This window comes from Marinobacterium sp. xm-d-564, from assembly GCF_013283345.1.
GTDB lineage: Bacteria > Pseudomonadota > Gammaproteobacteria > Pseudomonadales > Balneatricaceae > Marinobacterium_E.
Genome location: NZ_WBYO01000003.1, coordinates 241,179 through 266,171, shown reverse-complemented (window position 1 = coordinate 266,171; position 24,993 = coordinate 241,179). Strand labels below are relative to the sequence as shown.

At 47.0% G+C, this 24,993-nt stretch carries 22 protein-coding genes; 7 read left to right on the top strand and 15 right to left on the bottom strand.

The window, feature by feature from the left end; genetic code table 11:
• Nucleotides 1–8 precede the first annotated feature (8 nt).
• Together XMD564_RS05300 and folD are read left to right on the top strand one after the other, a co-directional pair.
• Nucleotides 9–509, top strand: coding sequence for a TIGR00645 family protein (locus tag XMD564_RS05300; RefSeq protein ID WP_173481764.1), 501 nt, complete (start codon nt 9–11; stop codon nt 507–509).
• A gap of 81 nt (nt 510–590) precedes the next feature.
• Nucleotides 591–1,439, top strand: a complete 849-nt coding sequence (folD, locus tag XMD564_RS05295; RefSeq protein ID WP_173481763.1) for a bifunctional methylenetetrahydrofolate dehydrogenase/methenyltetrahydrofolate cyclohydrolase FolD — start codon at nt 591–593, stop codon at nt 1,437–1,439.
• Between the two features lie 153 nt (nt 1,440–1,592).
• On the opposite strand, the gene XMD564_RS05290 is transcribed toward folD, so the two are convergent.
• From XMD564_RS05290 to XMD564_RS05275, 4 genes are read right to left on the bottom strand one after another with little or no spacing between them, the layout of a single operon-like run.
• Nucleotides 1,593–2,801 (bottom strand): NnrS family protein, encoded by a 1,209-nt coding sequence (locus XMD564_RS05290; RefSeq protein WP_217364274.1) that lies wholly within the window; start codon nt 2,799–2,801, stop codon nt 1,593–1,595.
• Nucleotides 2,802–2,811: 10 nt separating this feature from the next.
• Complete coding sequence (locus tag XMD564_RS05285; protein ID WP_173506872.1) at nt 2,812–5,898, bottom strand: efflux RND transporter permease subunit; 3,087 nt, start codon at nt 5,896–5,898, stop codon at nt 2,812–2,814.
• A complete protein-coding gene (locus XMD564_RS05280) occupies nt 5,895–7,199 on the bottom strand; it encodes an efflux RND transporter periplasmic adaptor subunit (RefSeq protein ID WP_173507959.1) in 1,305 nt (434 codons plus the stop codon). The genes XMD564_RS05285 and XMD564_RS05280 overlap by 4 nt, the downstream gene beginning before the upstream one ends.
• Nucleotides 7,200–7,203: 4 nt before the next feature.
• Nucleotides 7,204–7,686 carry a cytochrome b gene (locus XMD564_RS05275; protein ID WP_173498301.1) on the bottom strand — a complete coding sequence of 161 codons (483 nt, stop codon included), beginning with the start codon at nt 7,684–7,686 and terminating at the stop codon, nt 7,204–7,206.
• An 89-nt stretch (nt 7,687–7,775) separates the two neighbouring features.
• On the opposite strand from XMD564_RS05275, the gene XMD564_RS05270 reads away from it, so the two are divergent.
• Nucleotides 7,776–8,360, top strand: a complete 585-nt coding sequence (locus XMD564_RS05270; protein WP_173507958.1) for a TetR/AcrR family transcriptional regulator — start codon at nt 7,776–7,778, stop codon at nt 8,358–8,360.
• 149 nt (nt 8,361–8,509) lie between these two features.
• A complete protein-coding gene (locus XMD564_RS05265; protein ID WP_173507957.1) occupies nt 8,510–9,127 on the top strand; it encodes a LysE family translocator in 618 nt (205 codons plus the stop codon).
• 65 nt (nt 9,128–9,192) lie between these two features.
• On the opposite strand, the gene XMD564_RS05260 is transcribed toward XMD564_RS05265, so the two are convergent.
• The gene (locus tag XMD564_RS05260) at nt 9,193–9,609 is read right to left on the bottom strand and encodes a MarR family winged helix-turn-helix transcriptional regulator (protein WP_254443635.1); all 417 of its coding nucleotides are present in this window, start codon (nt 9,607–9,609) and stop codon (nt 9,193–9,195) included.
• A gap of 180 nt (nt 9,610–9,789) precedes the next feature.
• Here XMD564_RS05260 and XMD564_RS05255 point away from each other — a divergent pair, with 180 nt between their 5' ends.
• Both XMD564_RS05255 and XMD564_RS05250 read left to right on the top strand, forming a co-directional pair.
• A complete protein-coding gene (locus XMD564_RS05255) occupies nt 9,790–11,709 on the top strand; it encodes an FAD-dependent monooxygenase (protein WP_173481758.1) in 1,920 nt (639 codons plus the stop codon).
• 149 nt (nt 11,710–11,858) lie between these two features.
• Nucleotides 11,859–13,799, top strand: coding sequence for an acetoacetate--CoA ligase (locus tag XMD564_RS05250; RefSeq protein WP_173495326.1), 1,941 nt, complete (start codon nt 11,859–11,861; stop codon nt 13,797–13,799).
• A 22-nt stretch (nt 13,800–13,821) separates the two neighbouring features.
• On the opposite strand, the gene ybaK is transcribed toward XMD564_RS05250, so the two are convergent.
• The 5 genes from ybaK to trxA all read right to left on the bottom strand — a co-directional run bounded on the left by ybaK (nt 13,822) and on the right by trxA (nt 18,457).
• Nucleotides 13,822–14,301, bottom strand: a complete 480-nt coding sequence (gene ybaK / locus XMD564_RS05245; RefSeq protein WP_173481756.1) for a Cys-tRNA(Pro) deacylase — start codon at nt 14,299–14,301, stop codon at nt 13,822–13,824.
• Nucleotides 14,302–14,316: 15 nt separating this feature from the next.
• Nucleotides 14,317–15,051 (bottom strand): NAD(P)H-flavin reductase, encoded by a 735-nt coding sequence (locus XMD564_RS05240; protein WP_371731531.1) that lies wholly within the window; start codon nt 15,049–15,051, stop codon nt 14,317–14,319.
• Nucleotides 15,052–15,128: 77 nt separating this feature from the next.
• Entirely contained in the window at nt 15,129–16,607 is a 1,479-nt protein-coding gene (gene ubiD, locus XMD564_RS05235) for a 4-hydroxy-3-polyprenylbenzoate decarboxylase (protein ID WP_173494634.1), read from the bottom strand.
• A gap of 83 nt (nt 16,608–16,690) precedes the next feature.
• Nucleotides 16,691–17,950 (bottom strand): transcription termination factor Rho, encoded by a 1,260-nt coding sequence (rho, locus tag XMD564_RS05230; RefSeq protein ID WP_173481811.1) that lies wholly within the window; start codon nt 17,948–17,950, stop codon nt 16,691–16,693.
• A gap of 180 nt (nt 17,951–18,130) precedes the next feature.
• Complete coding sequence (gene trxA, locus XMD564_RS05225; protein WP_173481753.1) at nt 18,131–18,457, bottom strand: thioredoxin TrxA; 327 nt, start codon at nt 18,455–18,457, stop codon at nt 18,131–18,133.
• A gap of 137 nt (nt 18,458–18,594) precedes the next feature.
• On the opposite strand from trxA, the gene XMD564_RS05220 reads away from it, so the two are divergent.
• Entirely contained in the window at nt 18,595–19,551 is a 957-nt protein-coding gene (locus tag XMD564_RS05220) for a hypothetical protein (RefSeq protein WP_254443081.1), read from the top strand.
• Nucleotides 19,552–19,590: 39 nt separating this feature from the next.
• Here the strand turns inward: XMD564_RS05220 and zapE are convergent, their stop codons facing one another.
• The 5 genes from zapE to hslO all read right to left on the bottom strand — a co-directional run bounded on the left by zapE (nt 19,591) and on the right by hslO (nt 24,940).
• Nucleotides 19,591–20,985, bottom strand: a complete 1,395-nt coding sequence (zapE, locus tag XMD564_RS05215) for a cell division protein ZapE (protein WP_217364273.1) — start codon at nt 20,983–20,985, stop codon at nt 19,591–19,593.
• Nucleotides 20,986–21,185: 200 nt separating this feature from the next.
• Nucleotides 21,186–21,668 carry an Ivy family c-type lysozyme inhibitor gene (locus XMD564_RS05210; protein WP_173481750.1) on the bottom strand — a complete coding sequence of 161 codons (483 nt, stop codon included), beginning with the start codon at nt 21,666–21,668 and terminating at the stop codon, nt 21,186–21,188.
• A gap of 211 nt (nt 21,669–21,879) precedes the next feature.
• Nucleotides 21,880–22,122: a hypothetical protein gene (locus XMD564_RS05205; RefSeq protein WP_173507955.1), complete on the bottom strand. Its 243-nt coding sequence runs from the start codon at nt 22,120–22,122 to the stop codon at nt 21,880–21,882.
• 205 nt (nt 22,123–22,327) lie between these two features.
• Complete coding sequence (locus XMD564_RS05200) at nt 22,328–23,875, bottom strand: phosphoenolpyruvate carboxykinase (RefSeq protein WP_173481748.1); 1,548 nt, start codon at nt 23,873–23,875, stop codon at nt 22,328–22,330.
• Between the two features lie 186 nt (nt 23,876–24,061).
• The gene (hslO, locus tag XMD564_RS05195; protein ID WP_173481747.1) at nt 24,062–24,940 is read right to left on the bottom strand and encodes an Hsp33 family molecular chaperone HslO; all 879 of its coding nucleotides are present in this window, start codon (nt 24,938–24,940) and stop codon (nt 24,062–24,064) included.
• Nucleotides 24,941–24,993: the final 53 nt, after the last annotated feature.

Here is a 24,993-nt window from a genome sequence, read left to right as displayed (position 1 = left end):
ATTGCACCGTGGCTGAACGTTTTATTGAGCGCTTGATGTATTCAACTCGCTGGATTTTAGCGCCCATTTACTTAGGACTTAGCTTAGCCCTGGTCGCATTGGCCATTAAGTTTTTCCAAGAAGTGATACACGTCCTGACCGATGTGACGGTTCTACCAGAGGCTGATCTCATTTTGATCATTCTCTCTCTTATTGATATCGCGTTAGTCTCGGGATTGATCGTCATGGTCATGTTTACAAGCTATGAAAACTTTGTCTCGCGCCTCGATATTCGTGAATCGACAGAAAAGCTCGAATGGCTTGGCACACTCGATACCAACTCTCTGAAGAACAAAGTCGCCGCCTCCATTGTTGCCATCTCTTCAATCCACTTACTTAAGGTCTTTATGAATGCGAGCAACATCGATAACGATAAACTGCTCTGGTACGTCGTCATTCATCTAACCTTTGTTATCTCAGCAGTGGCAATGGGCATGCTTGATAAGATCACCCGCAAAAGCCCTAAATGAGAGAGCTGATCGAGCAAAATTCGATCAGTAGTGATAGAATCCGCACAATTCAATTTGCTAGACCCCAACCACAGGAAAACCATGACCACACTGATTCTTGATGGCAGCGCCGTTGCTAAAAAAACCGAAGCTGAACTCGCTACACGCGTTGAAAACCTTAAAGCGAAAAGCGGCGGTCAAACGCCTGCATTAGCCACTATTTTGGTAGGCGCTGACCCAGCGTCAGCAACCTACGTGCGCATGAAGCAGAATGCCTGCAAACGTATCGGCATGGAATCAATCACGGTTGAGATGGGTGCAGAGACCACCACCGAAGAGCTGTTAGAGAAAATCCAAGAGCTGAACAGTAATCCAAACTGTCACGGCATCCTGCTTCAGCACCCAGTTCCAGAACAGATTGATGAGCGTGCCTGTTTCGATGCCATCGCTCTAGAAAAAGACGTAGACGGTGTCACCTGTCTTGGCTTCGGTCGCATGGCGATGCAGGAAGAGGCCTACGGCTCCGCAACTCCACAAGGCATTATGCGTCTTCTAGACGCTTATGACATTCCGCTTTCAGGTAAGAACGCTGTCGTAGTTGGTCGCAGCCCTATTCTAGGCAAGCCGATGGGCATGATGCTGTTAAACGCTGATGCGACTGTGACCATCTGTCACTCACGCACCCAAGGACTAGCCGACATTATCAAACAGGCTGATATCGTCGTGGGTGCGGTTGGCCGCCCAGAATTCATTAAAGCAGAGTGGATCAAAGATGGCGCCATCGTTGTCGATGCTGGCTACCACCCAGGCGGTGTGGGTGATATCGAACTTGCACCACTAGAGAGTCGTGTTGCTGCTTTGACTCCTGTCCCAGGCGGCGTTGGCCCTATGACCATCAACACTCTAATATTCCAGTGTGTCGCAGCCGGGGAAAAGAAGATATCTGGCTAAAGCTGAATGCTAACTGATTGCATTTAAAACCAACGAAGGAGAGCAGTAGCTCTCCTTTTTGTTTCTTATCGGCACAACGCAGACGGCTACTCACGACCCATTTGAGACACTCAAGTTAAATTTACACTCCACGTTTCAAAGGTCATTTCAGCATTATCGTGACATGTTTTCAGTGAATAAGATTTTGGTATAGGCAAACACAAAAATCAAAAAGCCTATACTCCAAAGTAGAGCTGATGACGCTATAACTATTGAATATTCCATGCCGAGTAATGACCCTGTGACGCGGTCAATCGCAGCAAAACTAAGGGCTAATAAGGAACAAGTAACCCAAACATTAGCCTTAATAAGTCGTCCAGTATGCCCTAATGAAACTCTCGATATCATCGATAAGATCATAAGTCCCATCCCGCCAACCGTGATCGAATGAAAACCAAATGAAACACTTGGTATCAAATTCATTTTCGCCAAGGCGAGTAGAATAAAACCTAGACTCATAGCTAAGTAACTAAGATGTAAGGACCATACTAGTGGGACCTGCAACGTCACCCATAGCCTCCATCGCAAAGCCCTAAATAGATTTGAAATCCCTGCCACGAATAGAACAGCAATGCTAAGAGTGATCGGTACAAAGTTTTGAGCCAAAGTTGTAATAAACACAATCACAATGCTTAGAATCGAAAGTTGCTCTAACCACCCAATCGAGTTAACCCGAGGTGTCTTTGTTCCGTTGGCTGTGAACATGGGAAAGACTCGCCCCCCCATTATGCTCATTACTAGCGCTGCAAGGATGACCATGGCGTGCGAAATAGTGGTGATATCAACGATAGACTCACTCGACAATGAAAAATGAAAGACAGCATTCATCATCGCCATCACAAGTAGGATAGGTACAAAAAAGAGATTCCTCCACATCTTGGCTTGCAGTATCGGGCGCGCTAAAAAGCCAGCACAGGCAGGCAAGAAGAGAAGATCTATAACGATTGTGTAATCACGAAAAAAGGCGGGTTGAAAGGCAAGTGTTATACGACCTAGAAGCCATGTCAGTACAAGAGCAGCTAACCACCATCCTTCAATGCATTTTCGCTTTGTCCAGGTTTGAACAGCAGTTAGGAGAAACCCAACCATGATTGCTGGAAAAAAACCGAATAGCATTTCATGTAGGTGCCACGCATAGGCACCGCCATATAGGTTCAATTCAATTAAACCCAGAAAGCTAAGTGCCCAAGCGGGTATGCTTAATGCACCAAACGCAGCACCAAGCAAGAAGAATGGCCTGAAAGCTGCGTTTAAAAAAGCAGGGTGGAGCTTCTTTGTGTTTTGTTCGTCAGTTATAGACCCGTCAATTTGTATTAGCGCCACAAATACTCTCTTAGTTTGTCGATGACTTAGATTTCAGCTCATTAACAATTGCATACAGTGAAGGCACAACAATCATGACCAATACTGTAGATGCTAGCAAACCGAACACAACAGAGATCACCAATGGTTTAAGGGTTTGCGCTTGAGTCGATGTTTCCGTGAGTAATGGAGCCATTCCCATTATGGTCGTTGAAACTGAAACAAAAATAGGACGAAATCTAGAGCGAACGGCTTCGCTGGCGGCTTCTATTACTGACTTGGTATCAGATGCTCTCTCTTTGATGACACCGATTAACAATATTGCATTGTTTACAACGATACCCGAGAGTGAAGCTGCACCGACAAGGGATGGCATAGATATGTTGTAACCCATTAAATAGTGTCCCCATACAACACCAAGAAAAGCCATTGGGATAGTTAAAAGCACTATAAAGGGTTCAACATAGCTCCTAAATTGGAATGAAAGAATCAGATATACACCCACGATTCCGATCAAGAAGCCACGAAGAATAGAGGCGACAGTTTCAGCCGAATTCGCTGCTTGCCCTGCTATTTCAAACGTAATACCCGAGTATTCTGATTGAATATTAGGTAACAGGTTTTTCTTTATGTCTGCAGTAATGGCATCAGCATTGGCTATACGGCCATCCACATCCGCTTGAATTGTTACAGATCTTGCCCCATTTCGTTGAGTAACTGAACTCCACTCTCTAGTTTCATAAAGCTGGACAACATTAGGTAAGAGAACTGTTGATCCATCACTCAGTTGTAGCTCAAAAGCCAACAGATCGTTGATGTCTTGTGTGCTGTTATCTGCAAACTTCACTTCAATCGCGTATTGGAGTTCACCAACGCGAATATCATCAAGGGTTTCGCCAAGAAACGCTCCTCGCAACTGATTAGCAATAGCTAATGGCGTTAAGCCTAAAGCTTGTCCGTCAGAAGTTATCTGCATGCCAAGTTGAGGCTTGCCAACATTTAGATCATGTTTGGAGTTTAATACGCCATTGTACTTCTCTACTTCACTTAATAGCTCTTGCGAAGCCTTCGAAAGCAAATTCAAATCCTCATGGAAAAGTCTTAGCTCTACGGCTATACCCTGCGGACCAATACCAGGCTCTGTAATAATTAGGGATGTGATGCCTGGTAATACCCCAATTTCACGTTTCCATATTTCAATGAGTTCATCGAGCGTTGTAGCTCGAATCTCTGCAGATAATAGATCCGCTGAAACCGTAGCCACATGACTTCCGCTCTCTCCAACAGATAAATTTCTTCCGAATCGAGTTATCACACGTTTCACAAGGTCCTGTTGTTGCGGTTGTTTAGACTTTAGCTCGATATTCACACGCGCAAGGGCTTCTTCCACCTGGCGGACAGCTTCCTCAGTTCTACCGAGCGATACCCCCATGGGTAGTAAAATTCGTGCTTCAATTACATCACCATCAATTTCAGGCATTGCTTCCCGCTTCACTACGCCTGAACCTAGGGCTCCAATAGTAAGGATCAATAATCCAACAGCGACTCCAACAACTAGCCAGCGATGATCAATAGCCCAGTCTGCTAGCCTGCCAACGCCCCGCTCTTTAAATGAATTAAAGATCTCTTCGAAGCGGACTTTGAATTTGTTGGGCGAATAATTCGATTTAGTTAGGCTTTGTTTTAGGTGGTGAGGAAGTATGAAAAAAGCCTCAACTAGGCTTGCTGTTAACGCAGCTAAAAGAACGACTGGAAGTACCTCAAGTACAGCGCCAAGCTCACCTGCTAAAAATGATAACGGCAAAAATACAGAAACAGTTGTAAGGAATGAAGAGACTACACCTGGAGCAACCGCTACAACGCCCTGAACTACTGAATTCAAAGTCACGTTACCATGAGAATGCACTGCTATGGAGTCGGATAATACAATCGAATCATCCATAACAATCCCTATAGCCATAAGTAACGCAACTACGGTGATCATATTTAAACTTTCACCAGTCAATGACATCCATGCAAAGGCGCCTAGAAACGCTACAGGCAATCCCATTGCTGCCCATGCTGCATAAGCTGGTCGGAAGAATAGGCTCATTACGAGTACAACAAGGACTAGACCAACGACGCCGTTTTGAACCAGCATTGTTAATCGATCTCGTATAATTGAAGTTACATCCTGAACGACTTCAAGGTGAATCGAGCCAATACCTCTGCTTTGCTCGGCTTTCACCGTATTTGTTAGGTCGTCGAGAGATCTTAAAGCGTCAGCATCCAGGGGTTTGTGTACTTCAAGTAGGATGACAGGAACGCCATCTAAATAGGCTGCGTTACTCGCTGGCTCATAATGCTCCTCTACGCTAGCGATATCACTCAGATTGATCACAGCACCATTGGTTAAGGTGATAATGGGTAGGTTGAATAGGGCATTCTTAGATAGCGCTTCGGAGTCAAATCTGATGTTGTATTCACCGCTTTCTCCTTCAAGAGTTCCAGCAGGAACATTAATGCTGTGTTGTTTAAGTGCATTGGCGATAGAGGAGGTTGTTAAACCGTACTCTTTCAAAACACGAGGATCAGCCTGTATTGACCAGGTTCTCTCCCCTACACCAGAACGAATGACTTTCGCTACAGTATCGAGTGAAGCTAACTTGTCTTGTAGAATCTTTGAGTAGTGATCAAGTTGTTCCAGTGGTAGCTCACCAGATACAGCGACAGAAGCCACAAGATCTGTGCGATGAAGTTCACGAATAATGGGAGCTTCCGCTAATAATGGAAATGAATCAATTGCCGAGATTTCAGTTCTTAGATTGCTGACAAATCTAACGGCATCCCCACTTGGCTGCATTGTCGCTACAGCGTGGGCTAAATTGTTTTGTGCTGTACAGACAAATTCACTCAGTGATTCAACCGATTGAACGGCATCCCATAGGGGTTCACATATTTTCTTTTCAACATCGGAAGGTGTTGCGCCACGATAAACAACAGATACTTCCGCTTCGACAGGGCGAAAGTCTGGAAAAGTCTCTCGTAGAAGGGTCGGTGCTGAAAACGATCCAACTGCTATAAACACTAACAGCAGTAAATTAGCTGAAGTGGGATGGGATGCAAACCATCTGATCATTTCGCCACCTCAATCCCAGTAAACTTTTGTCCTGGTATTGCAGTTATCAGAGAGTCGAGTATCAATCTGTCGCCTGCCTTGAGCCCGCGAGTAATTTTCACTTGGTTCTCTTGCATGAGACCAAGCTGAACTTCTCGAAACTCAATTTCATTCTCTTTATTTAGCAAAAGAACCTGATCTTGGTGAACCGCAGATAATGGAATTGTAATGACGCTTGAGGGCTGAATCGTTTTAAAAACCAACTCAATTGGTTGATTTGGTAACAGTGGGAAATTCTGTGCAGTGGAATGGCTCGAATATGGATCATCCACCCTTACTACGATTTGAAGGGTTCTTGCTCGGTTATCCAGCTCAGTACGAACAGATATTATCTCTGCCTTCCAAGATTCGCTTACGCTCCCAACTGTTCGCACTTCGGCAGAAACCAATTGATTTAAGGTTTGAGTTACAAATTCATTATTCAGAGTGGAAGGTGGCGTATTGAGACCAATTAAATCTCTGAACTTATCGATGTTTGCTTGTGCAGTAACATTGGCTGATTTAACACCCACCCCTTCAATTAAAGGCTGCCCAACGTTAACAGCCTGATAGTCTTCAACAAGAAGCTTAGAGATCCTAAGTGGGTAAGGCGCGACAATATCTGTTCGAGCTAAATCCCTATGTGCACGGTCTAGTGAGATACTTAACGCTTGCTTTTGAGCTAGCAGCTTCTGCTTTTTAGGTTCTACAAGCAACAAGCCATTATTAATGTCTGTAACGACCTTCTCTGAAGTCAGAGTGGCTCTTTGGACATCATCTAATTGCTTACGTGTTGCGGATCCGCTGGCATATAGCTTTTGGATTCGATCTAGATCCGCTTTTGCATATGTAAGCTGTCGCTGCTCTAAATCTAAGATCCGTTGCGTGTTTTCTGCCTCGGCATTCAGAAGTGAAAGCTCGTACTCAATACCAGTCAACTCAGCACTAATTTGAGAAATAGCAAGCTCATAGTCCAAAGGATCTATCTTGAGAATGACATCACCAGCGTCAACCCAAAGCCCTTCAACGATTGAGTCATTTGATCGGTAAATTTCCCCTTTAACCTGTGCAACAGCCGACCATTTGTCGCTTGCCTCAATTGTTCCCGAAATCGACATCTCTGAGAATGCTTCCTCGGGCTGAACAACTAGGTATTTAACCGCTTTGATTTCTATTAACGATGCGCTCTTTTCTGGTGGTTTGACGCCGTTGAGTAGTAATGCAGTTCCAGCAATTCCCACAACAATAGGAATTCCAAACTTTAAGTAACGAGTCCACTGCATCTTGTTACTTCCTTGCAAGAAACATTCGATTCAATAAACCATCTTTCATTATGAAATGATGGTAAAGAGCAGCTAAAACATGCCCAAGAACTGTTATTAAAAGTAATACCTTAAAAAGGTTGTGTGCATTGGCCGCAGCGTCAATATTGAAGAACCATGCCATTCCACCGCTAAGTACCATCATCAGTAAAATTGCATAGAGAAGCTTATGCGCTATGTTTGATAATCTGTTGCCGAGTAAGTCTTTTGTTTCATGGGTGCTTATTGACCTCAAACGCAATCGTATGAGTACAATTGCTGCTATAAAGATACCGCCAGCTACGTGTGATAGCACTAGCGGATCAAATGAAACAGACTTGCCTGATTGGATGAGTTCCCAAGCGTTTACAATAGAGTCATGAAGCACGTATTGAGCTATAACAAGGGCTACTGTACTCCAATGGAGTACGATTTGAGTTTTGCTATACCAGCGTAATTGATCGGACATGGTTTTGGGTCCTTAAACTATTAATTAGATAGTTCTAATGTTATGTTAGTATTTAATTACTTACAAGAGAAAACGTTTTGCTAAAAAGAATGTCCGCATCAAAGCGCAAAGATGAACTTATCAATGCACTTCTAGAGTTGGCTTATGAAATAGGACCAGACCGCCTTACTACCAGTGATATCGCAGCGCGAATTGGAGTCACTCAGGGAACGGTTTTCCGCCATTTCAAAAATAAAGATGAGTTGTGGGTAGCAGCAATACGCAAAGTCACTGATGGACTGAAGAGCGCATGGGCTGAAAATTTACTCCTATCCAAGGAGGTGGATGCCAAACAGCGAGTTGCTCGATTAGTCCATTGCCAGCTTGAACTTATTCAAAATACACCAGCTTTGCCCTTGATTCTCTTTTCACGTGAGTTAAACACGGAGAATGAAGAGCTGCGAACGATTATCAGAGAAACACTGTTTGTGTTTGATAGCCATCTCTCCACTCTGATTGAAGAGGCGCTCATTGGTCGTGACCAATCGGGAATTACAGTGCCTGATGTAGCCAAATATTTAACATCATTAATACAGGGGCAGGCTGTACGATGGGGATTGAGTGATAAGAGCTTCGATTTAGTAGCTAGTGGCAATCAATTATCCCTCAAATTGATTGATATCTTAATTAGCTAGCCCATCAACTGTGAACGGCGGCTATGTGCCGTAAAGCGAAGCTTAACTGAGTGTTCAAAGACGACCCAAAGCCCACATTTAATCGTTTACTTGCAGTTCTTTGTTTTAAACCACATCATTAAATATTGTGACATTTAATCGGTAGAAAGATGACTCTAGAAAGCTCTCTTTCATTCTTCTTGGCTGTTTTGGTCTTTGGGGTAACACCTGGCCCAGGAGTATTTGCAATTTTAGCTAGAGCATTGGTATCTGGCTCACGTTCATGTCTTTTTTTAGCACTCGGTATGACGATTAGTGACATTCTCTATCTAATAGCTGCATGCATCGGGCTTGCGGCACTGGCAACTCACTGGGGCGAAGTGTTTACAGTTATCCGTGTAGTTGGAGCTGTCTACTTAATCTATCTTGGCTGGAAGATGTGGAATGCCCCGCTTGATTTGGATTCCGTAGATTCCGATTCATCAACTTCAGGTGGTCTTTTGAGTTTTGTGCAGGGCTTTTTAATATCCGCATCCAACCCTAAAGTTATTCTTTTTTACATCGCATTCTTACCAACGTTTATGGATTTAAATGCTCTAGATTTAAGTGATATAGCACTTGCTGCTTTTCTAACTTTAATAGCGTTAATGATTGGCTTAATGGGAATTGCTGTTTTTGCAGCTAAAGCACGGAAGTTTTTTAAATCTGAACTGTCAGTAAAGCGGCTTAACAGAAGTGCAGGCTCAATAATGGTCGCAGCAGGGGCTTACTTAGTATCACGCAATTAAGCTTCTTATGACTGCTTAGTGCCGTTAGGCGATCCTCACTCATAGACTTCAGTAGTCAAAACATATTAAGAGACAACCTTTTGCGCCAATTTGATAAACAGAGCGCGCTCGTCATCGCTTAAATTGGCTACCACTTGATCCTGTAACGCCTTAACCACCGGGGTGATCTCCTCCAGAGCCTTACGCCCTTCTTTGGTTAGCGTCACCAATTTAGCGCGTCGATCTTTGGGGTTTGATTTACGCTCTACCCAACCACGTTTTTCGAGTCGATCAATCACGCCTCCAATCGTCGCTTTGTCGTAGTGAATCGACTGCGCGATCTGTGACTGCTCCATCTCGCCATGCAACTCTATTGCCTGCATTGAGGCAAATTGCACCGACGTGACATCGGCACCGATACGCTTCATCTCATCTTGAAACACCTGATTCGACTGCTGACTTAAGCGACGTATCAGGTGACCAGGCATCTCGTAGTAGGACAACTCGTTCTCCAACACTTTTTACTGTTTGTTCCATCCTATTTGAAAAGAACTAGTTTGTATACTTACTAGTTTACAACCACATAAAACTTTGGTTACACTATGAGCACAAATAGTAAGCATACTTACTAACAAGGTTCTCTGAGCCGCACTAAGAGACAGAAGATAATAAGGAGTCTAGTGATGCAATATTACGAAGATGGTTTCCGTGGTGGTAACCCAGATCGCAAAAATGCTGCACCTAACCGTCGCGAATTCGCACCTAATGCCATTCTTCCTGAAAAAGTCGATGTACTGATTGCAGGTACAGGCCCTGCAGGCCTCTGTCTGGCGGCTCAGCTCTCTCAGTTCCCCGAGATCAGCACGATGATCGTTGAACCAAGCCCAATGAATATCCAAAAAGGTAAAGCCGATGGTATCAACACGCGTACCATGGAGATGTTCCAAGCCTTTGGTTTTGCCGATGCCGTTAAGCGTGAAGCTTACTGGGTAAACCAGACCAACTTCTGGATGCCAGACCCAGAAAATCCAAAGAATATCCAACGCATTGGCCGTGTACAGGATGTTGCTGATGACTCATCTGAAATGCCTCACATCATTGTTAACCAGTCACGCATCCACCAGTGGTTCCTTGAGGTGATGGATAACTCACCGACGCGTATGCAACCAGATTACAACTGGTCGGTAGAGACGTTGGAAGTAAACCCATCTCTTGATGAATACCCAGTGACAGTGACTCTGGTGAACACCGGTGTAAACAAAGGCCAGAAGAAGATTGTTCGCGCTAACTACGTGGTCGGCTGTGACGGTGCACGATCTAACGTTCGTACCGCCATTGGTGGCGAGCTGCACGGCGATGCTGCTCACCAGGCTTGGGGTGTAATGGACATCCTAGCTAACACAGATTTCCCTGATGTTCGCCAGAAATGTTTGATCACCTCTGCCACTGAGGGCAACGTACTGATCCTTCCTCGTGAAGGTGGTTACATGTTCCGTATGTACGTGGAGCTGGATAAACTAAAAGAAGATGAGCGCGTTGCCAACCGCAAGTTCACATCGGATGACACGATCGCAGCGGCTAACCGCATCATGCACCCATACAGCATCGATGTGAAAGAGGTTGTTTGGTGGTCTGTTTACGAGATTGGTCACCGCATGACGGACCGTTTCGATGATGTGACTGATGAAGAGCGTGCAACTCGCAACCCTCGCGTATTCACTGCGGGCGATGCCTGTCACACGCACAGCCCGAAAGCGGGTCAGGGTATGAACGTATCAATGCAAGATACCTTCAACCTAGGCTGGAAGTTAGTCCACGTACTGACTGGTCAATCAGACGCATCTCTACTACACACTTACTCTAAAGAGCGTTGGACAGAAGCGAAACGTCTTGTTGAGACCGACCACGAGTGGGCGCGCATCATGTCGGCACCTCCTGGTACGTCTGAACTGGATAAAGGCGATGAGCCTCGTTTCGTTCGTGCCTTCAAAGAGAATCTGGAGTTCACCGGCGGTCTGGCCGTTAAATATGATGAATCAATTCTAACCGGTGCACAAACTTACCAAGCACTAGCAACAGGAGAAGAGATTGGACGTCGTTTCCACTCAGCGCCGGTTCTACGCCTATCAGATGCTAAGCACATGCAACTTGGTCACGCAGCTCAGGCCGATGCTCGTTGGAGAATCTACGCATTTGCAGGCAAAAACGACACCAGCTCAAGCTCTGCCATTCATACGCTAGCGGACTGGTTAGAGAACGACAGCAACTCACCGGTTGTTAAGTACACCAAGTCAGGTGCTGACATCGATTCAGTCATTGATGTTCGCGCTGTATTCCAGCAGACATTCTACGACTTGGATTACGATAAAATGCCTTCTCTACTGATTCCTAAGAAGGGCAAGCTGGGTATCCAGGATCATGAGAAAGTCTTCTGTGTTGATCATAAAGGTAATGGCGACATCTTCGATATGCGCGGTATCGATCGTGAGCAAGGCTGTATGATCGTCGTTCGTCCAGACCAGTACATCGCACACGTACTGCCACTATCGGCAACCGACGAATTGGCCGACTTCTTCTCCAACATCTTTGTTGAGCAGAACTAAGTTCAGATCCAAGGATCAAAGGCACCTCAGGGTGCCTTTTTTATTGCGCACATCAACGGTTTCGCGAAGTGAATTCCGCTGTTTTTCCGCTTGAGTGAATGAACGCCTTAACTTAAGGTTCTTATAGTGTCTTAACCCTAGGTAACCTCATGTCTAAACTGCTATGGCAGCCAAGTAATCAACGCATTGCAGCTGCACGCTTAACCGAATTCCAAAACCGCGTGAACGACCAGTGCTCACTGGCACTGTCGACTTATGATGATCTGTGGCAGTGGAGTATCGATCAGCCCGATCAGTTTTGGGGCTCGGTGTGCCAGTTTCTCGATATTGAGTTCAGTCAGCCAGCACAAGAGGTTCTACAAACCGGGATTGGAATTCGTGACGCCCGTTGGTTTGAAGGGGCCAAGCTCAACTTTGCCAAGCATCTATTAAAACGTCGCGATGACAGCATTGCGATCATTTTTCGGGGTGAGAATGGCAAACGCAGAACGCTGACCTATGCAGAGCTCTTTCAGCAGGTTGCATCGGTACAGGGCTACCTGAAAAAGATGAATATCGGCGCCGGCGATCGTGTTGCAGGTTACCTACCCAATGCGCCAGAGGCGATCATTGCGATGTTGGCCACCACAGCACTGGGAGCGGTTTGGACCTCCTGCTCACCTGACTTTGGTGTCAATGGCATCGTCGACCGGTTTGGGCAAGTTGAACCGAAACTGATCTTTACGGTAGATGGCTACCACTACGCAGGCAAACAGATTAACAACCTCGACAAACTACCGGAGATCGTTGATCGCATTCCCAGTGTAGAAGGGGTCGTGGTCTACCCGTTTCTGAATGATTCACCCGATCTAACGGGGATCAAGGGAGCACAGCCTTGGTCAGAGGCACTGGACGACCAAGCCGGCGACATCGATTTTGTTGAACTCCCTTTTGATCACCCGCTCTACATCCTCTACTCATCGGGCACGACAGGAGTTCCTAAATGCATCGTGCATGGCGCTGGCGGAACACTGCTCCAGCACATGAAAGAGCTAGCCCTACATACAGACTTAGGCCCTGACAGCCGGTTAATGTACTTCACAACCTGCGGTTGGATGATGTGGAACTGGATGGCATCTGGTTTAGCAGTTGGTGCTTCACTCGTTCTGTTTGATGGCTCCCCTTTCCACCCGACTGCCTCGGCACTGTGGGACATCGTGGAGCAAGAGGAGATCACTGCCTTCGGCACCAGCGCCAAGTACATAGCCGCGATTCAGAATGCCGGTTACTTACCCAATCAGCACCACAGCTTTGCTCAGCTTAGATCGATACTCTCGACCGGATCGCCACTCTCACCGGAAAGTTTCGAGTTTATCTATGACTCAGTTAAACAAGACCTTCATCTGGCCTCTATCTCAGGCGGAACCGACATCGTCTCATGCTTTGCGTTGGGTGTGCCGACCCTCCCCGTCTACTCAGGCGAGTTACAGGCCAGAGGCTTAGGTATGGCCGTTGATATTTATGACGATGAAGGCAACTCTTTGCTCGAGGAGAAGGGTGAATTGGTGTGTACAGCCCCCTTCCCTAGCCGCCCCATCGGTTTTTGGAATGATCCGCAGGGTGAACGTTACAAAGCAGCCTACTTTGAACGCTTCGATAACATCTGGGCGCACGGTGATTACGCTGAACTGACAAAACGAAAGGGCGTGATCATCCACGGTCGCTCTGACGCGGTATTGAATCCAGGCGGTGTCCGAATCGGTACAGCCGAGATCTACCGTCAAGTCGAAAAGGTCGCGGGAATCACCGATAGCATCTGCGTCGGGTTACCCAAAGAGGATGATGTCGTGGTAGCGCTCTATGTCGTGCTCGCAGACGGCCTGGAACTCACCGACGACCTAGTGGCCGAGATAAAACGCACCATCCGCAACAACACCACGCCGAGACATGTACCCGGTATCATCAAAGCGGTTACGGACATCCCGAGAACCAAAAGCGGAAAAATCGTTGAGATAGCAGTACGCAACGTGCTGGTTGGCGAGCCGGTTAAAAATAGAGAGTCACTGGCTAATCCAGAGGCGTTAGTGCTGTTTGAAGGGTTAGGAGTTTAGGAATTAAAACGACCCAAACTAATTAATTTTTAAACTTAGCAATCGCTGCAAACTGACCTTGTGTGACTCTCAACAGGTCAGTTGGTGCCAACTCAATCTCAAGTCCACGTCTGCCAGCGCTGACATACAAAGTCTTCAAAGACTCGGCACTCTGATCAATTAAGGTAGCAAAAACTCGCTTCTGCCCCAGTGGACTGATCCCTCCAACCAAGTAGCCGGTTAAGCGCTGAGCAACCTGAGGATCCGCCATCGATACTTTTTTCTGTTTTAGCGCTTTGGCTGCGGCTTTGAGATCCAACGTTGCTGCTACTGGTATGACTGCGACCGCTAGCGCATTTGGGCCTCGGTCAGTCTCAAGCATCAAAGTTTTAAAAACCTGACCTGGGTCGAGGGCTAACTTATCTGCAGCTTCGAGGCCGTAAGCGGCCCCGGGTGCATGTTCATACTGATGCGTATTGAAGGATATTTTTGCCTTTTTGGCAGCATCAATAGCAGGGGTCATAGGTGAATTTAATGATTAAGGACGCGGAGCGTAGGCAAACACGTCAGATTTCATCTGACTCTGAGTAAAGCCCTGCTCTTCTAAAGCATCCAACAGTGCATACACCATTGCCGGCGATCCGCATGCGAACACCTCTGCTTTTGTCAGGTCGTCAACATCTTCCACAATGGCCGCTGGTAGTAAGCCCGTACGTCCACTCCAACCCGGGCTCTTATCTGGTTCACTAACGACAGGAATAAAGTGAATGTTGGCGTGGTGCTCTGCCCAGCTCTTCGGCAACGCTTCGAGGTACATATCCTCTTCAACCCGGGCACCCCAATAGACATGGATCGGATTTTTGCGCGCTCTGGCGATCAGGTGCTCAACAATGCTTTTCACCTGTGAAAAACCGGTACTTGCGGCAGCAAAGATGATGGGCTGATCGTCATTGAGCTCATCTAGATTGATGGTGCAGTCGCCCATCGCCAACTCCACTTCAACGCTCGGTTGATGCAGCAGATGTTGGACAATCGAATCGTTAAACTCACTGTCAGGCATATGGCGAATGTGAAGTTCTAATTCACGACCTGCCTCGGGTGCCGAGGCAATAGAGAATGAAGCTTTTTTCCCGTCTGGCAGGCAGATATCTAGATACTGTCCCGCTTTAAATTCAGCGCCCGCTTGCTCAGACTCAGGAAGCAAAAGGCGGATACGGTAAACATCCCTATTTAACAGATCAGCCGATAAAATCGTCGTAACTTTCCTTGCCACGTTCACTCTCCAAATAACAGTCCACGCGATGCGTGAATTAACAATTTACTCTAGTCAGGTAACTAAATAGTGGGGACTTAGTCGTCGATTCCAAGATCAGCCCAGATATCATCTACTCGACGTTTCACCGACTCATCCATGGTAATGGGCTCTCCCCATTCACGATCCGTTTCGCCCTGCCACTTATTGGTCGCATCCAATCCCATTTTGGAACCCAACCCAGACACAGGGGATGCAAAGTCCAAATAGTCGATCGGGGTATTCTCAATCATCACCGTATCCCGAGCCGGATCCATACGCGTAGTAATGGCCCAGATGACATCCTGCCAGTCACGAGTGTTCACGTCTTCATCCACAACGACAACAAATTTGGTGTACATGAATTGACGCAAGAAGGACCATACCCCCAGCATCACACGCTTAGCATGACCCGGGTACTGCTTCTTCATACTGACAACCGCCATACGGTAAGAGCATCCTTCTGGTGGCAAGTAAAAATCGACAATTTCTGGGAACTGCTTCTGCAGAATCGGTACAAACACCTCGTTCAATGCAACGCCCAGAACAGCCGGTTCATCCGGTGGACGGCCCGTGTAAGTACTGTGATAGATCGCATCAGCACGTTTCGTGATGCGTTCCACCGTAAAGACGGGAAAACTGTCGACCTCGTTGTAGTAGCCGGTGTGGTCACCAAACGGACCTTCGTCCGCCATTTCGTCAGGGTAGATGTAACCCTCTAATACGATTTCTGCACTAGCAGGCACCTGCAGGTCGCTACCAATACAGGACGTCACTTCCGTTTTCCCACCCCGTAACAGTCCAGCAAAAGCGTACTCGGACAGAGTATCGGGAACCGGTGTCACAGCGCCCAGAATGGTCGCCGGATCCGCACCCAAAGCCACCGCAACCGGGAACGGCTCGCCTGGATGCTGTTGCTTCCACTCAAGAAAATCCAACGCACCACCGCGATGCGACAGCCAGCGCATGATCAGTTTGTTCTTAGCAATTTTCTGCTGACGGTAGATACCTAGGTTTTGACGCTTTTTGTTTGGGCCGCGAGTAATGACCAATGGCCAGGTCACCAAAGGACCAGCATCACCTGGCCAGCAGGTTTGAATCGGAATCAGATCCAAATCGACAGCATCACCCTCAAGTACCACTTCCTGACAGGGCGCCTTTTTGACTACCTTAGGCCCCATATTCAGCACTTGTTTGTAGAGCGGTATTTTGTCCAGTGCATCTTTAAAGCCCTTGGGTGGTTCAGGCTCTTTAAGTTGCGCCAGCAATTTACCGACATCGCGCAGTGCCGAAACGGACTCTTCCCCCATGCCCAGTGCAACGCGATCAGGTGTACCAAACAGGTTGCCTAATACCGGCATGTCATAACCAACCGGGTTTTCAAACAGCAGTGCTGGACCACCGGCTTTTAACGTGCGGTCACAGATTTCTGTCATCTCTAAATTGGGGTCGACAGGATGCGTTATTCGCTTAAGCTCACCACGAGCTTCCAGCTGGCTAATAAAATCACGCAGATCTCTGTACTTAGGTGTCGCCATACAATCCTCGGCAAAAACAAAAAAGGGCGAGTGGTAAATGCTCGCCCTGTTTCAATACTAAGCCAAATAAACGCTCAGATTGATTACTTACGCTTCATCGAAAGGAAGAACTCTTCGTTGGTCTTGAAGTCCTTCAGTTTATCGATGACAAATTCAGTTGCGGCCGCATCTTCCATTGGATCCAACAGCTTACGCAGAATCCACATACGTTGGAGCTCTTCTTCTGTTGTAAGAAGATCTTCACGACGCGTACCTGAACGACGAATGTTGATCGCAGGGAAGACACGCTTCTCAGCAACGCGACGATCCAGGTGAACTTCGGCGTTACCAGTACCTTTGAACTCCTCAAAGATGACTTCATCCATCTTAGAGCCCGTATCAACCAGAGCCGTAGCAATGATCGTCAAGCTACCACCCTCTTCGATGTTACGTGCCGCACCAAAGAAACGCTTAGGACGCTCAAGTGCATGCGCATCGACACCACCGGTCAGTACTTTACCCGAAGAAGGCACAACCGTGTTGTAGGCACGGGCTAGACGGGTAATCGAATCAAGTAGAATGACAACGTCTTTCTTGTGCTCGGTTAGACGCTTCGCTTTCTCTAGCACCATTTCAGCCACTTGTACGTGGCGTGATGGCGGCTCATCAAAGGTAGAAGCAACCACTTCACCACGCACCGTACGCTGCATGTCGGTTACCTCTTCCGGACGTTCATCAATCAGAAGAACAATCAGGTAACACTCTGGGTTGTTACGTGTGATGCTATTAGCAATGTTCTGTAGCATCAGTGTCTTACCGGCTTTAGGTGGAGAAACCACCAATGCACGCTGACCTTTACCAACCGGAGTCACTAGGTCTAAGACACGAGCGGTAATATCTTCTGTACTACCGTTACCGATCTCCATACGCAGACGCTTTTGAGCGAAGAGTGGCGTAAGGTTCTCAAACAGAATTTTGTTCTTGGCATTTTCAGGCTTGTCGTAGTTGATCTCAGCCACTTTAAGCAGTGCGAAGTAACGCTCACTGTCTTTCGGTGGGCGGATCTTTCCGGCAATGGTGTCACCCGTGCGCAGATTGAAACGACGAATCTGGCTTGGCGATACATAAATATCATCAGGTCCAGCTAGGTAAGAGGAGTCCGCTGAACGAAGGAAGCCGAAGCCATCCTGTAGGATTTCAAGAACACCGTCACCGTAAATATCTTCACCACTGCGGGCGTGCTTCTTAAGGATCGAGAAGATGACATCTTGTTTACGAGAACGAGCAAGGTTATCTAGGCCCATTTCTGCTGCGATATCGAGCAGTTCAGGCATGCTTTTTAGTTTGAGTTCGGTAAGGTTCATTTTTTCGTTATGAATAGTGTCGTGCACGACGAGAGCCGCGAGACAGGAATGATTGAAATTAGAAGAAGATTATTTGGGTTGGTCAGAAATCAACCAACGGAGTTAATATATAACCAGTTGGTGGTGCTGTCTAGCCAATAGACAAAGAAAAGGCGGGATATCCCGCCTTTTACCTAATATTTAGATGTTTGCGTCAACAAACGCCGTTAGCTGCGACTTAGACAGTGCGCCAACTTTGGTTGCTTCAACGTTGCCGCCTTTGAAGATCATCAGTGTTGGAATACCACGAATACCAAACTTAGGAGCGGTTTCAGCGTTTTCGTCGATGTTCAACTTACACACTTTCAAACGACCCGCGTACTCAGTCGCAACTTCTTCTAGGACCGGTGCAATCATCTTACAAGGGCCACACCACTCTGCCCAGTAATCAACCAGTACTGGACCTTCAGCCTTTAGGACGTCCTCTTCGAAACTTGCGTCAGTTACGTTTAGGATGTTTTCGCTCATCTGTTCTTATCTCCAATGCGTTTTACGCGAAGCGGTTGCAAGACTTGTCTTAACAAGACATCAACCTTAAATTGCAAAATAACTTGCCCAATAATAGCATCTGCTCACCAATAATGGGAATGATGTCGAGAACTGTGATGAATCCACTAATGAAACACCTGCGTGAAGTCACAGAGGACAGTGTTCGCGTTACCCTGACCCTGTTCAAAATACTCATCCCAGCCATCGTCATTGTACGCCTATTGGAGCTAATCGGTGCAGCCGACTTCTTAGCCGACACACTCAGTGCACCTATGGAGTGGCTAGGTCTACCAGCCATTGCCGGCATTGTATGGGCCACCACGCTGCTCACCAACATCTACGCAGGCTTAATTGTCCTATTCACCTACTCACAAGCCTGGACACTTGAGCAGATTACGTTGATGGGCATCCTGATGCTGGGTGCGCACAACTTGATTGTTGAGATCGCCATCACCTATCGAGGGGGTTGCCGATTATTGCCGATGATTCTAATTCGCATCGGCGGCGCACTCGGGCTTGCGATCTGTATGCACTGGGTCTACCAAGATATGCCCAGCATGCAGCAGCTGGTTAGCTTCGATTTTGCCCCAGAGATTGGTGACAACAGTTGGACCGCGTGGCTAAGTGCACAACTCGAGATGCTATTTTGGACCGTTGTCGTCATTTTTGGTTTGGTAGCCGTTCTAAGAATTGCCAAAGTGACGGGTTTAGAGCGCGCCATCGAATATCTACTTAGACCGATTCTCAAACTGATTGGTATTAAACGAGAAGCCCTACCGATGAGCTTAATAGGGATGACACTGGGATTAGCCTATGGTGGCGGATTACTGATTCGTGAAGCAGAGCGAGGCACCATCAGTGGACGCGATATTTTTGCCTCTTTTGCCCTTCTTGGCCTGTGTCACAGCCTGATTGAAGATACCCTACTGATCGCACTAACCGGTGCAGAACTGCACGGCATACTCTGGGCTAGATTGGCTTTTGCACTGATTATCATTGCCCTACTAACGCGGCTACTACCTCTGATATCAGATCAAACCTTCTATCGATTCTTCATGAGAAAGCAGGAGTAATATTAAAAACTGAGAGGCGGCTTTGAGTCGTTGAAGTTTTTACCGCCCCCAATCCTTACCACTCATTTCGACCAACCGAGACGCGGCTCGTCGAAAAGAGAAGGCTAGATCATTGGCGGCCGATAATTTTGCCAGTGACGCGCCATTTAGACCCGTTGCCGACCACTCCATATCTTCACCCTCTTTGGAACGAATCATGGTCGTCGCAAAGGAGCTTGAGTTGCCCCCTTTTTCACTAACAAACAACTCTTCATTGCCATCGCTGCGTTCAATTTGCGCTGAGAAATCGACAAACAGTTCATCGAGTGGGACGTTGGCTGCCAGCACCAAGCGGGTGCGAGATTCATAACACAGGTCAATGAGGGTCAAAAATCGTCGCCCTTCGTCAAGGTGATTGACGTCTAATTGCGGAACACCGTCGATGATGAGGACCGGAAATCGGTCGCAAAGGGAAATATAATCGGACGCGCCAAGCGGCTGGTGACACAACTCGGAAAAATCAAACCAGGCGCACCGGTCATTATGTCGTTTGACCTGGACGGTGCGGCCGAAGCGTACGTCAATGACCTCGTCCTCAGTTCCCGATACAGTGCCACCAAATATATCTTTAAGCTGCGACTGAATGTTGTTATTGCCATGGTCATCCTTGTTTGACCAAAAATAGGAATGACCATCTGCTCGAGTTTCGAGTCGATAATCTCTGGCGGAATCCTCCATGGAGATAATGTCGAACCTGTCTTTTAACATGTCTATGAATGGCAAAAAGAGGGATCGGTTAATGCCTCCCTCATACAATGTATCCGGGGAGCGGTTTGAGGTGGCGACCACTACGACATTCCTATCCAATAATAATGAAAACAGTCGCTTCAAAATCATGGCATCGGCAACATCGGTTACTTGAAATTCATCAAAACAGAGGAGTTGAGCTTCCTGTGCCAATTGTTGTGCAACAACAGGCATCACATCATCTAGTGGGTGCTTCTGTTTGAAGACAAATAGGCGATGGTGCACGTCTAGCATGAATTCATGAAAGTGGACGCGGCGCTTGGTAATAGAAGCCTTAACCGACGCGTAAAAGAGGTCCATTAGAAAGCTCTTGCCGACTCCGACCGGACCATGAATATAGATACCGCGCGGTGGTGGACTAAAAGACCACAAATTGAGTTTCTTTCGAAGAGAGAACTGAGCGGAGACCAAAGATCGTCCAAGTGGAAGCGGGCTGTTGCTAGTAGTACTGCTCGCTATCGATTTATCAGAACCCACAGGGACTGGCGGTAGCAAGGCAAGCGAATCATGCAGAGCATCGAGTTTTGCGGCTAGTGTGACTTGTGCCTCATCTCGTTGCACCTCCCCCGCATCCACCATTCGTTCATAGGTCTCAGTCACGGGGCCTATCGATAGGGGTTGCTGGGTGACGAAATGTTGTGCTGCCATATTCTTCCTAACCGTACTCATCATGAATCTGATCAGTAATACGGTATGGTAGGCAATATATGATCAAGTCTTTCATTGAAACCACTCATCGCGTTTCTCCTGTTTGTTAGATAGTTAAAATTTACCCCCAAGCCTCAGTAATATGAAATTAGATCTGTTTATCGGTCTGATAACCTTTTGGCTATAGTTGATAACGAGAGTTATTTGAGCTCAGCTCTGCAAAGGTCTGCAAACTGAGGCAGAACATAAATTGGCTTGTCCCCATCATAGAACTTCAGCTTTACGCCGAATTGGCGAGTCACTTCGTCGAAACTAGTCATCACCCCATGAACTAGAGGGCATGTTTTGGAGACGACAAACGTAAATTTGCTACCCCAACAGTTGTGAGGCTCACACAGACTATAAATTTCAAAAACGAAACCGCCCTCCTCTACGTACTCAACTGGATGCTCCACGGCACCGTTGTCCAGGTATTCAGCCAACCACTGATCTACACCAACCTCGCCTTCAAACAGACCGTTCCATTTCATCCGATAGTCCGGTTTGTCGATCACGTCTGTGAGATAGTCAGGCATTGGTTGTTTTAATACATCGGAGAAATCGTCACGCGTTGGGTTTTCTTCGGCTTGAACTGGAACCGCTAGCATTAACACGCTCAACACAGCTGCTATTTGATTGTTCATAGAAGAGCCCCTCTGTCCTTAGTGGATATCAGTCTCATTTTACTTTTTTGTTTCTGCTGCCCACTTGTTCACCTGCTTTGAAAGCTGCAAGTATTCCTGACAACCCCTTATTATTATTTGCCTAGCGGACAGCGTCGATATCAGCTTTTACAGTAACAAAAAAGGCGACCTAAGGTCGCCTTCTAATCAAAGATATGCAATGTAATTACAATTACTTTTTACCTTTTTTGTACTGTTTTTTTAGCTGACTACCCGAGCCATCGCCAGACTTTTTCATCGTTTTGGTCTGTGTTTTGGTCTGTGCCATAGTACCCAAATCTGAGCCGGTACCATCTTCAACGTGTAACATAAGTTTCTGTTGAGTTTGTGTCTGTAGTGCCTCATCGGCAATGGCAAAGTTGATCGACACTGTAGATAAAGAGGCAACTAATGCTGCGGTAATCATCTTTTTCATAATAAGCTCCAATAATGTATTCATCGTTGCCGGTGGTAACGATGAAGACATTATTGCGTATCAAAATATTAAGTTGGGTTTCTGAGGTGTAAATAAAGGTAAAGTTGTAAAACTAGAACTCAATACCGTCGAGAAACTTTAAAACTCATTTTTTAACAATAAAAAAGGCGACCTAAGGTCGCCTCTCTATACTGCATGCTGCCTCTTAAATTTGAGGGCCTGCAGCAATGATCTTCTCATCAACACCTTCAAATTTTTCGAAGTTGTTAACGAACTGTGCGGTCAGATCGGCACAAGCAGCATCATAATCGGCGCCGTTTGCCCAAGTATCACGTGGCACAAGTAGGTTGTCATCAACACCCTGAACGGTCACAGGCACTTCTAGGTTTAGACCAGGGATGTGCTTAGTTTCCACATCTTTAAGGTGTCCGTGTTGAATCGCAGAGATGATGCCGCGAGTCGTTGGGATGCTGAAACGCTCACCTGTACCGTAGCTACCGCCGGTCCAACCGGTATTCACTAGGTAAACTTTAGAGCCGTACTCTTCGATACGCTTGATCAGTAGTTCTGCGTACTCGCTTGGTGGACGCGGGAAGAATGGTGCACCAAAACAGGTTGAGAAGGTCGACTTGATGCCGCCGCCTGAACCCATCTCTGTAGAGCCAACCAACGCTGTGTAGCCAGATAGGAAGTGGTACGCCGCTGCCTCTTTGCTCAGGATAGAGACAGGAGGCAGTACGCCGGTTAGGTCACAGGTTAGGAATACGATGTTATCTGGCTCGTCACCCATATTAGTCGCCGAACGCTTCTCAACATGGCTCAACGGGTAGGCACAACGACCGTTCTCTGTCAGGCTGACATCGTTGTAATCCGCTTCACGACACTCGTCTAGAACAACGTTCTCGACGATTGCACCAAAACGGATTGCATCCCAGATGATCGGTTCGTTTTTCTGGCTAAGGTTGATTGTCTTAGCGTAACAACCGCCTTCTAGGTTGAAGACACCGCCTTTCGCCCAACCGTGCTCATCATCACCGATTAGGTAACGGCTTGGGTCTGCAGAAAGGGTTGTTTTACCAGTACCTGAAAGACCGAAGAAGAGCGTCGTTGAGCCATCTTCACCAATGTTCGCTGAACAGTGCATTGGTAGCACGTCTTTTTCAGGTAGAAGGAAGTTCTGTACAGAGAACATCGCTTTCTTCATTTCTCCCGCGTAACGCATACCGGCGATCAACACTTTACGTTGTGCGAAGTTCAGAATGACACAGCCATCAGAGTTGGTGCCATCACGCTCTGGCTCACACTCGAAACCAGCAGCGTTAAGAATTTGCCACTCTTCTTTACCCTTAGGGTTGTAGTCGCTTGGACGGATGAAGAGATTTTGACCAAAAAGATTTTGCCATGCAGTTTCAGTTGTCATACGCACTGCAAGGTAGTGACTTGGATCAGAACCGACATGCACTTCAGAAGTGAAAGACTCTTGCTCAGAAATGTACGCTTCAACACGCGCCCATAATGCATCAAACTTGTCTGCGTCGAATGGACGGTTGATTGGCCCCCAAGAGATGGCATCGGATGTGCTTGGCTCTTGGACGATGAAACGATCCATTGGTGAACGACCTGTACGCTTACCGGTAGTAACGACAAGTGCACCTGTGTTTGCTAGTACGCCTTCATTGCGTGCGATAGCAGCCTCAACCAACGCGGCAGGCGTCAGGTTAAGGTGATTCTCTGCGATTGACTCTTTAGTCATCAACTGATCCCTTGGGCTTTAACCCATTTGTACCTAAAAGTTACCGTCCTCAAAGAGGGCGGAACGCGGAAAATAATTTAAATAATATTATTGGTGGTTGGTTTGAAAGGTCGTGGCCAACTCTTTTTGTAGGTGCGCGATTATCTCATAGCCGGGGGCTCTAACAAACCCCCAGATCGATAACCTTTAGTGTAACGAGTCACTCTCGTTCAATGCCCCATCGTTGTGGAACAGTGCTTTAATGTCTTGCGCATCAAAATCATAGCTGCGATTACAGAAATGACAAGTTGTTGATACGACACCGTTATGCTCTTCAGCAAGGCTCAGAAGCTCCTCTTCGGTCATCGTTTGCAGAGCGGCTGCACTGCGTTGACGTGAACAGTCACACGAGAAGCTTAACGGCTCAGGATCTGTGATACGTGCGCTCTCTTGGTGGAATAGACGATACAACAGTGTCTCGTTATCCAACTCGAGTAGCTCATCGTTTTGCAGGGTTTGCGCCAGAGTAGAGATGTGATTCCAATCCTCATCGCCATTGCCAGCAGCCGGTAACACTTGCAGCATCATGCCAGCGGCACGCTGACCATCGGTGGTCAGAATCAGTTGCGTGGGTAGCTGCTCTGATTGGCGGAAATAGCCTTCGATACACTCGGCAACGCTCGCCCCTTCAAGCGGTACAATGCCTTGGTAACGCTGACCCTGTTCAGGCTCCATGGTCAGCGCCATGCGACCATTAACAAAGGAGTGATCGAAACGCTCGCCGTGCTTTAGAGTCTCTTCGTCAAAACGAGCAATCGCACGGACCTGGCCTTTATCGTTGCACTCAGCAAGAAGCAGACGCAGTCCACTGTCGCCCTGTGCTTGAAGTGACAAACGACCTTCGATCTTCAAGTTTGAACTGAGTAGCACAACCGCCGCCAACATCTCGCCCAACAGGTGGCGAATCTCATCCGGGTAGTCACCATAAGCAATCGCTTGCTGGAAACTCTCTTCAAGACCGACAACAACGCCTCGCACGTCGGCATTATCAAACAGGACGCGTTGAATTTGATCAGGTGTGCTCATCAGAAGACCTATAATAATTTAACAATTGGGGCGCGATTTTACGCGGAATTGGT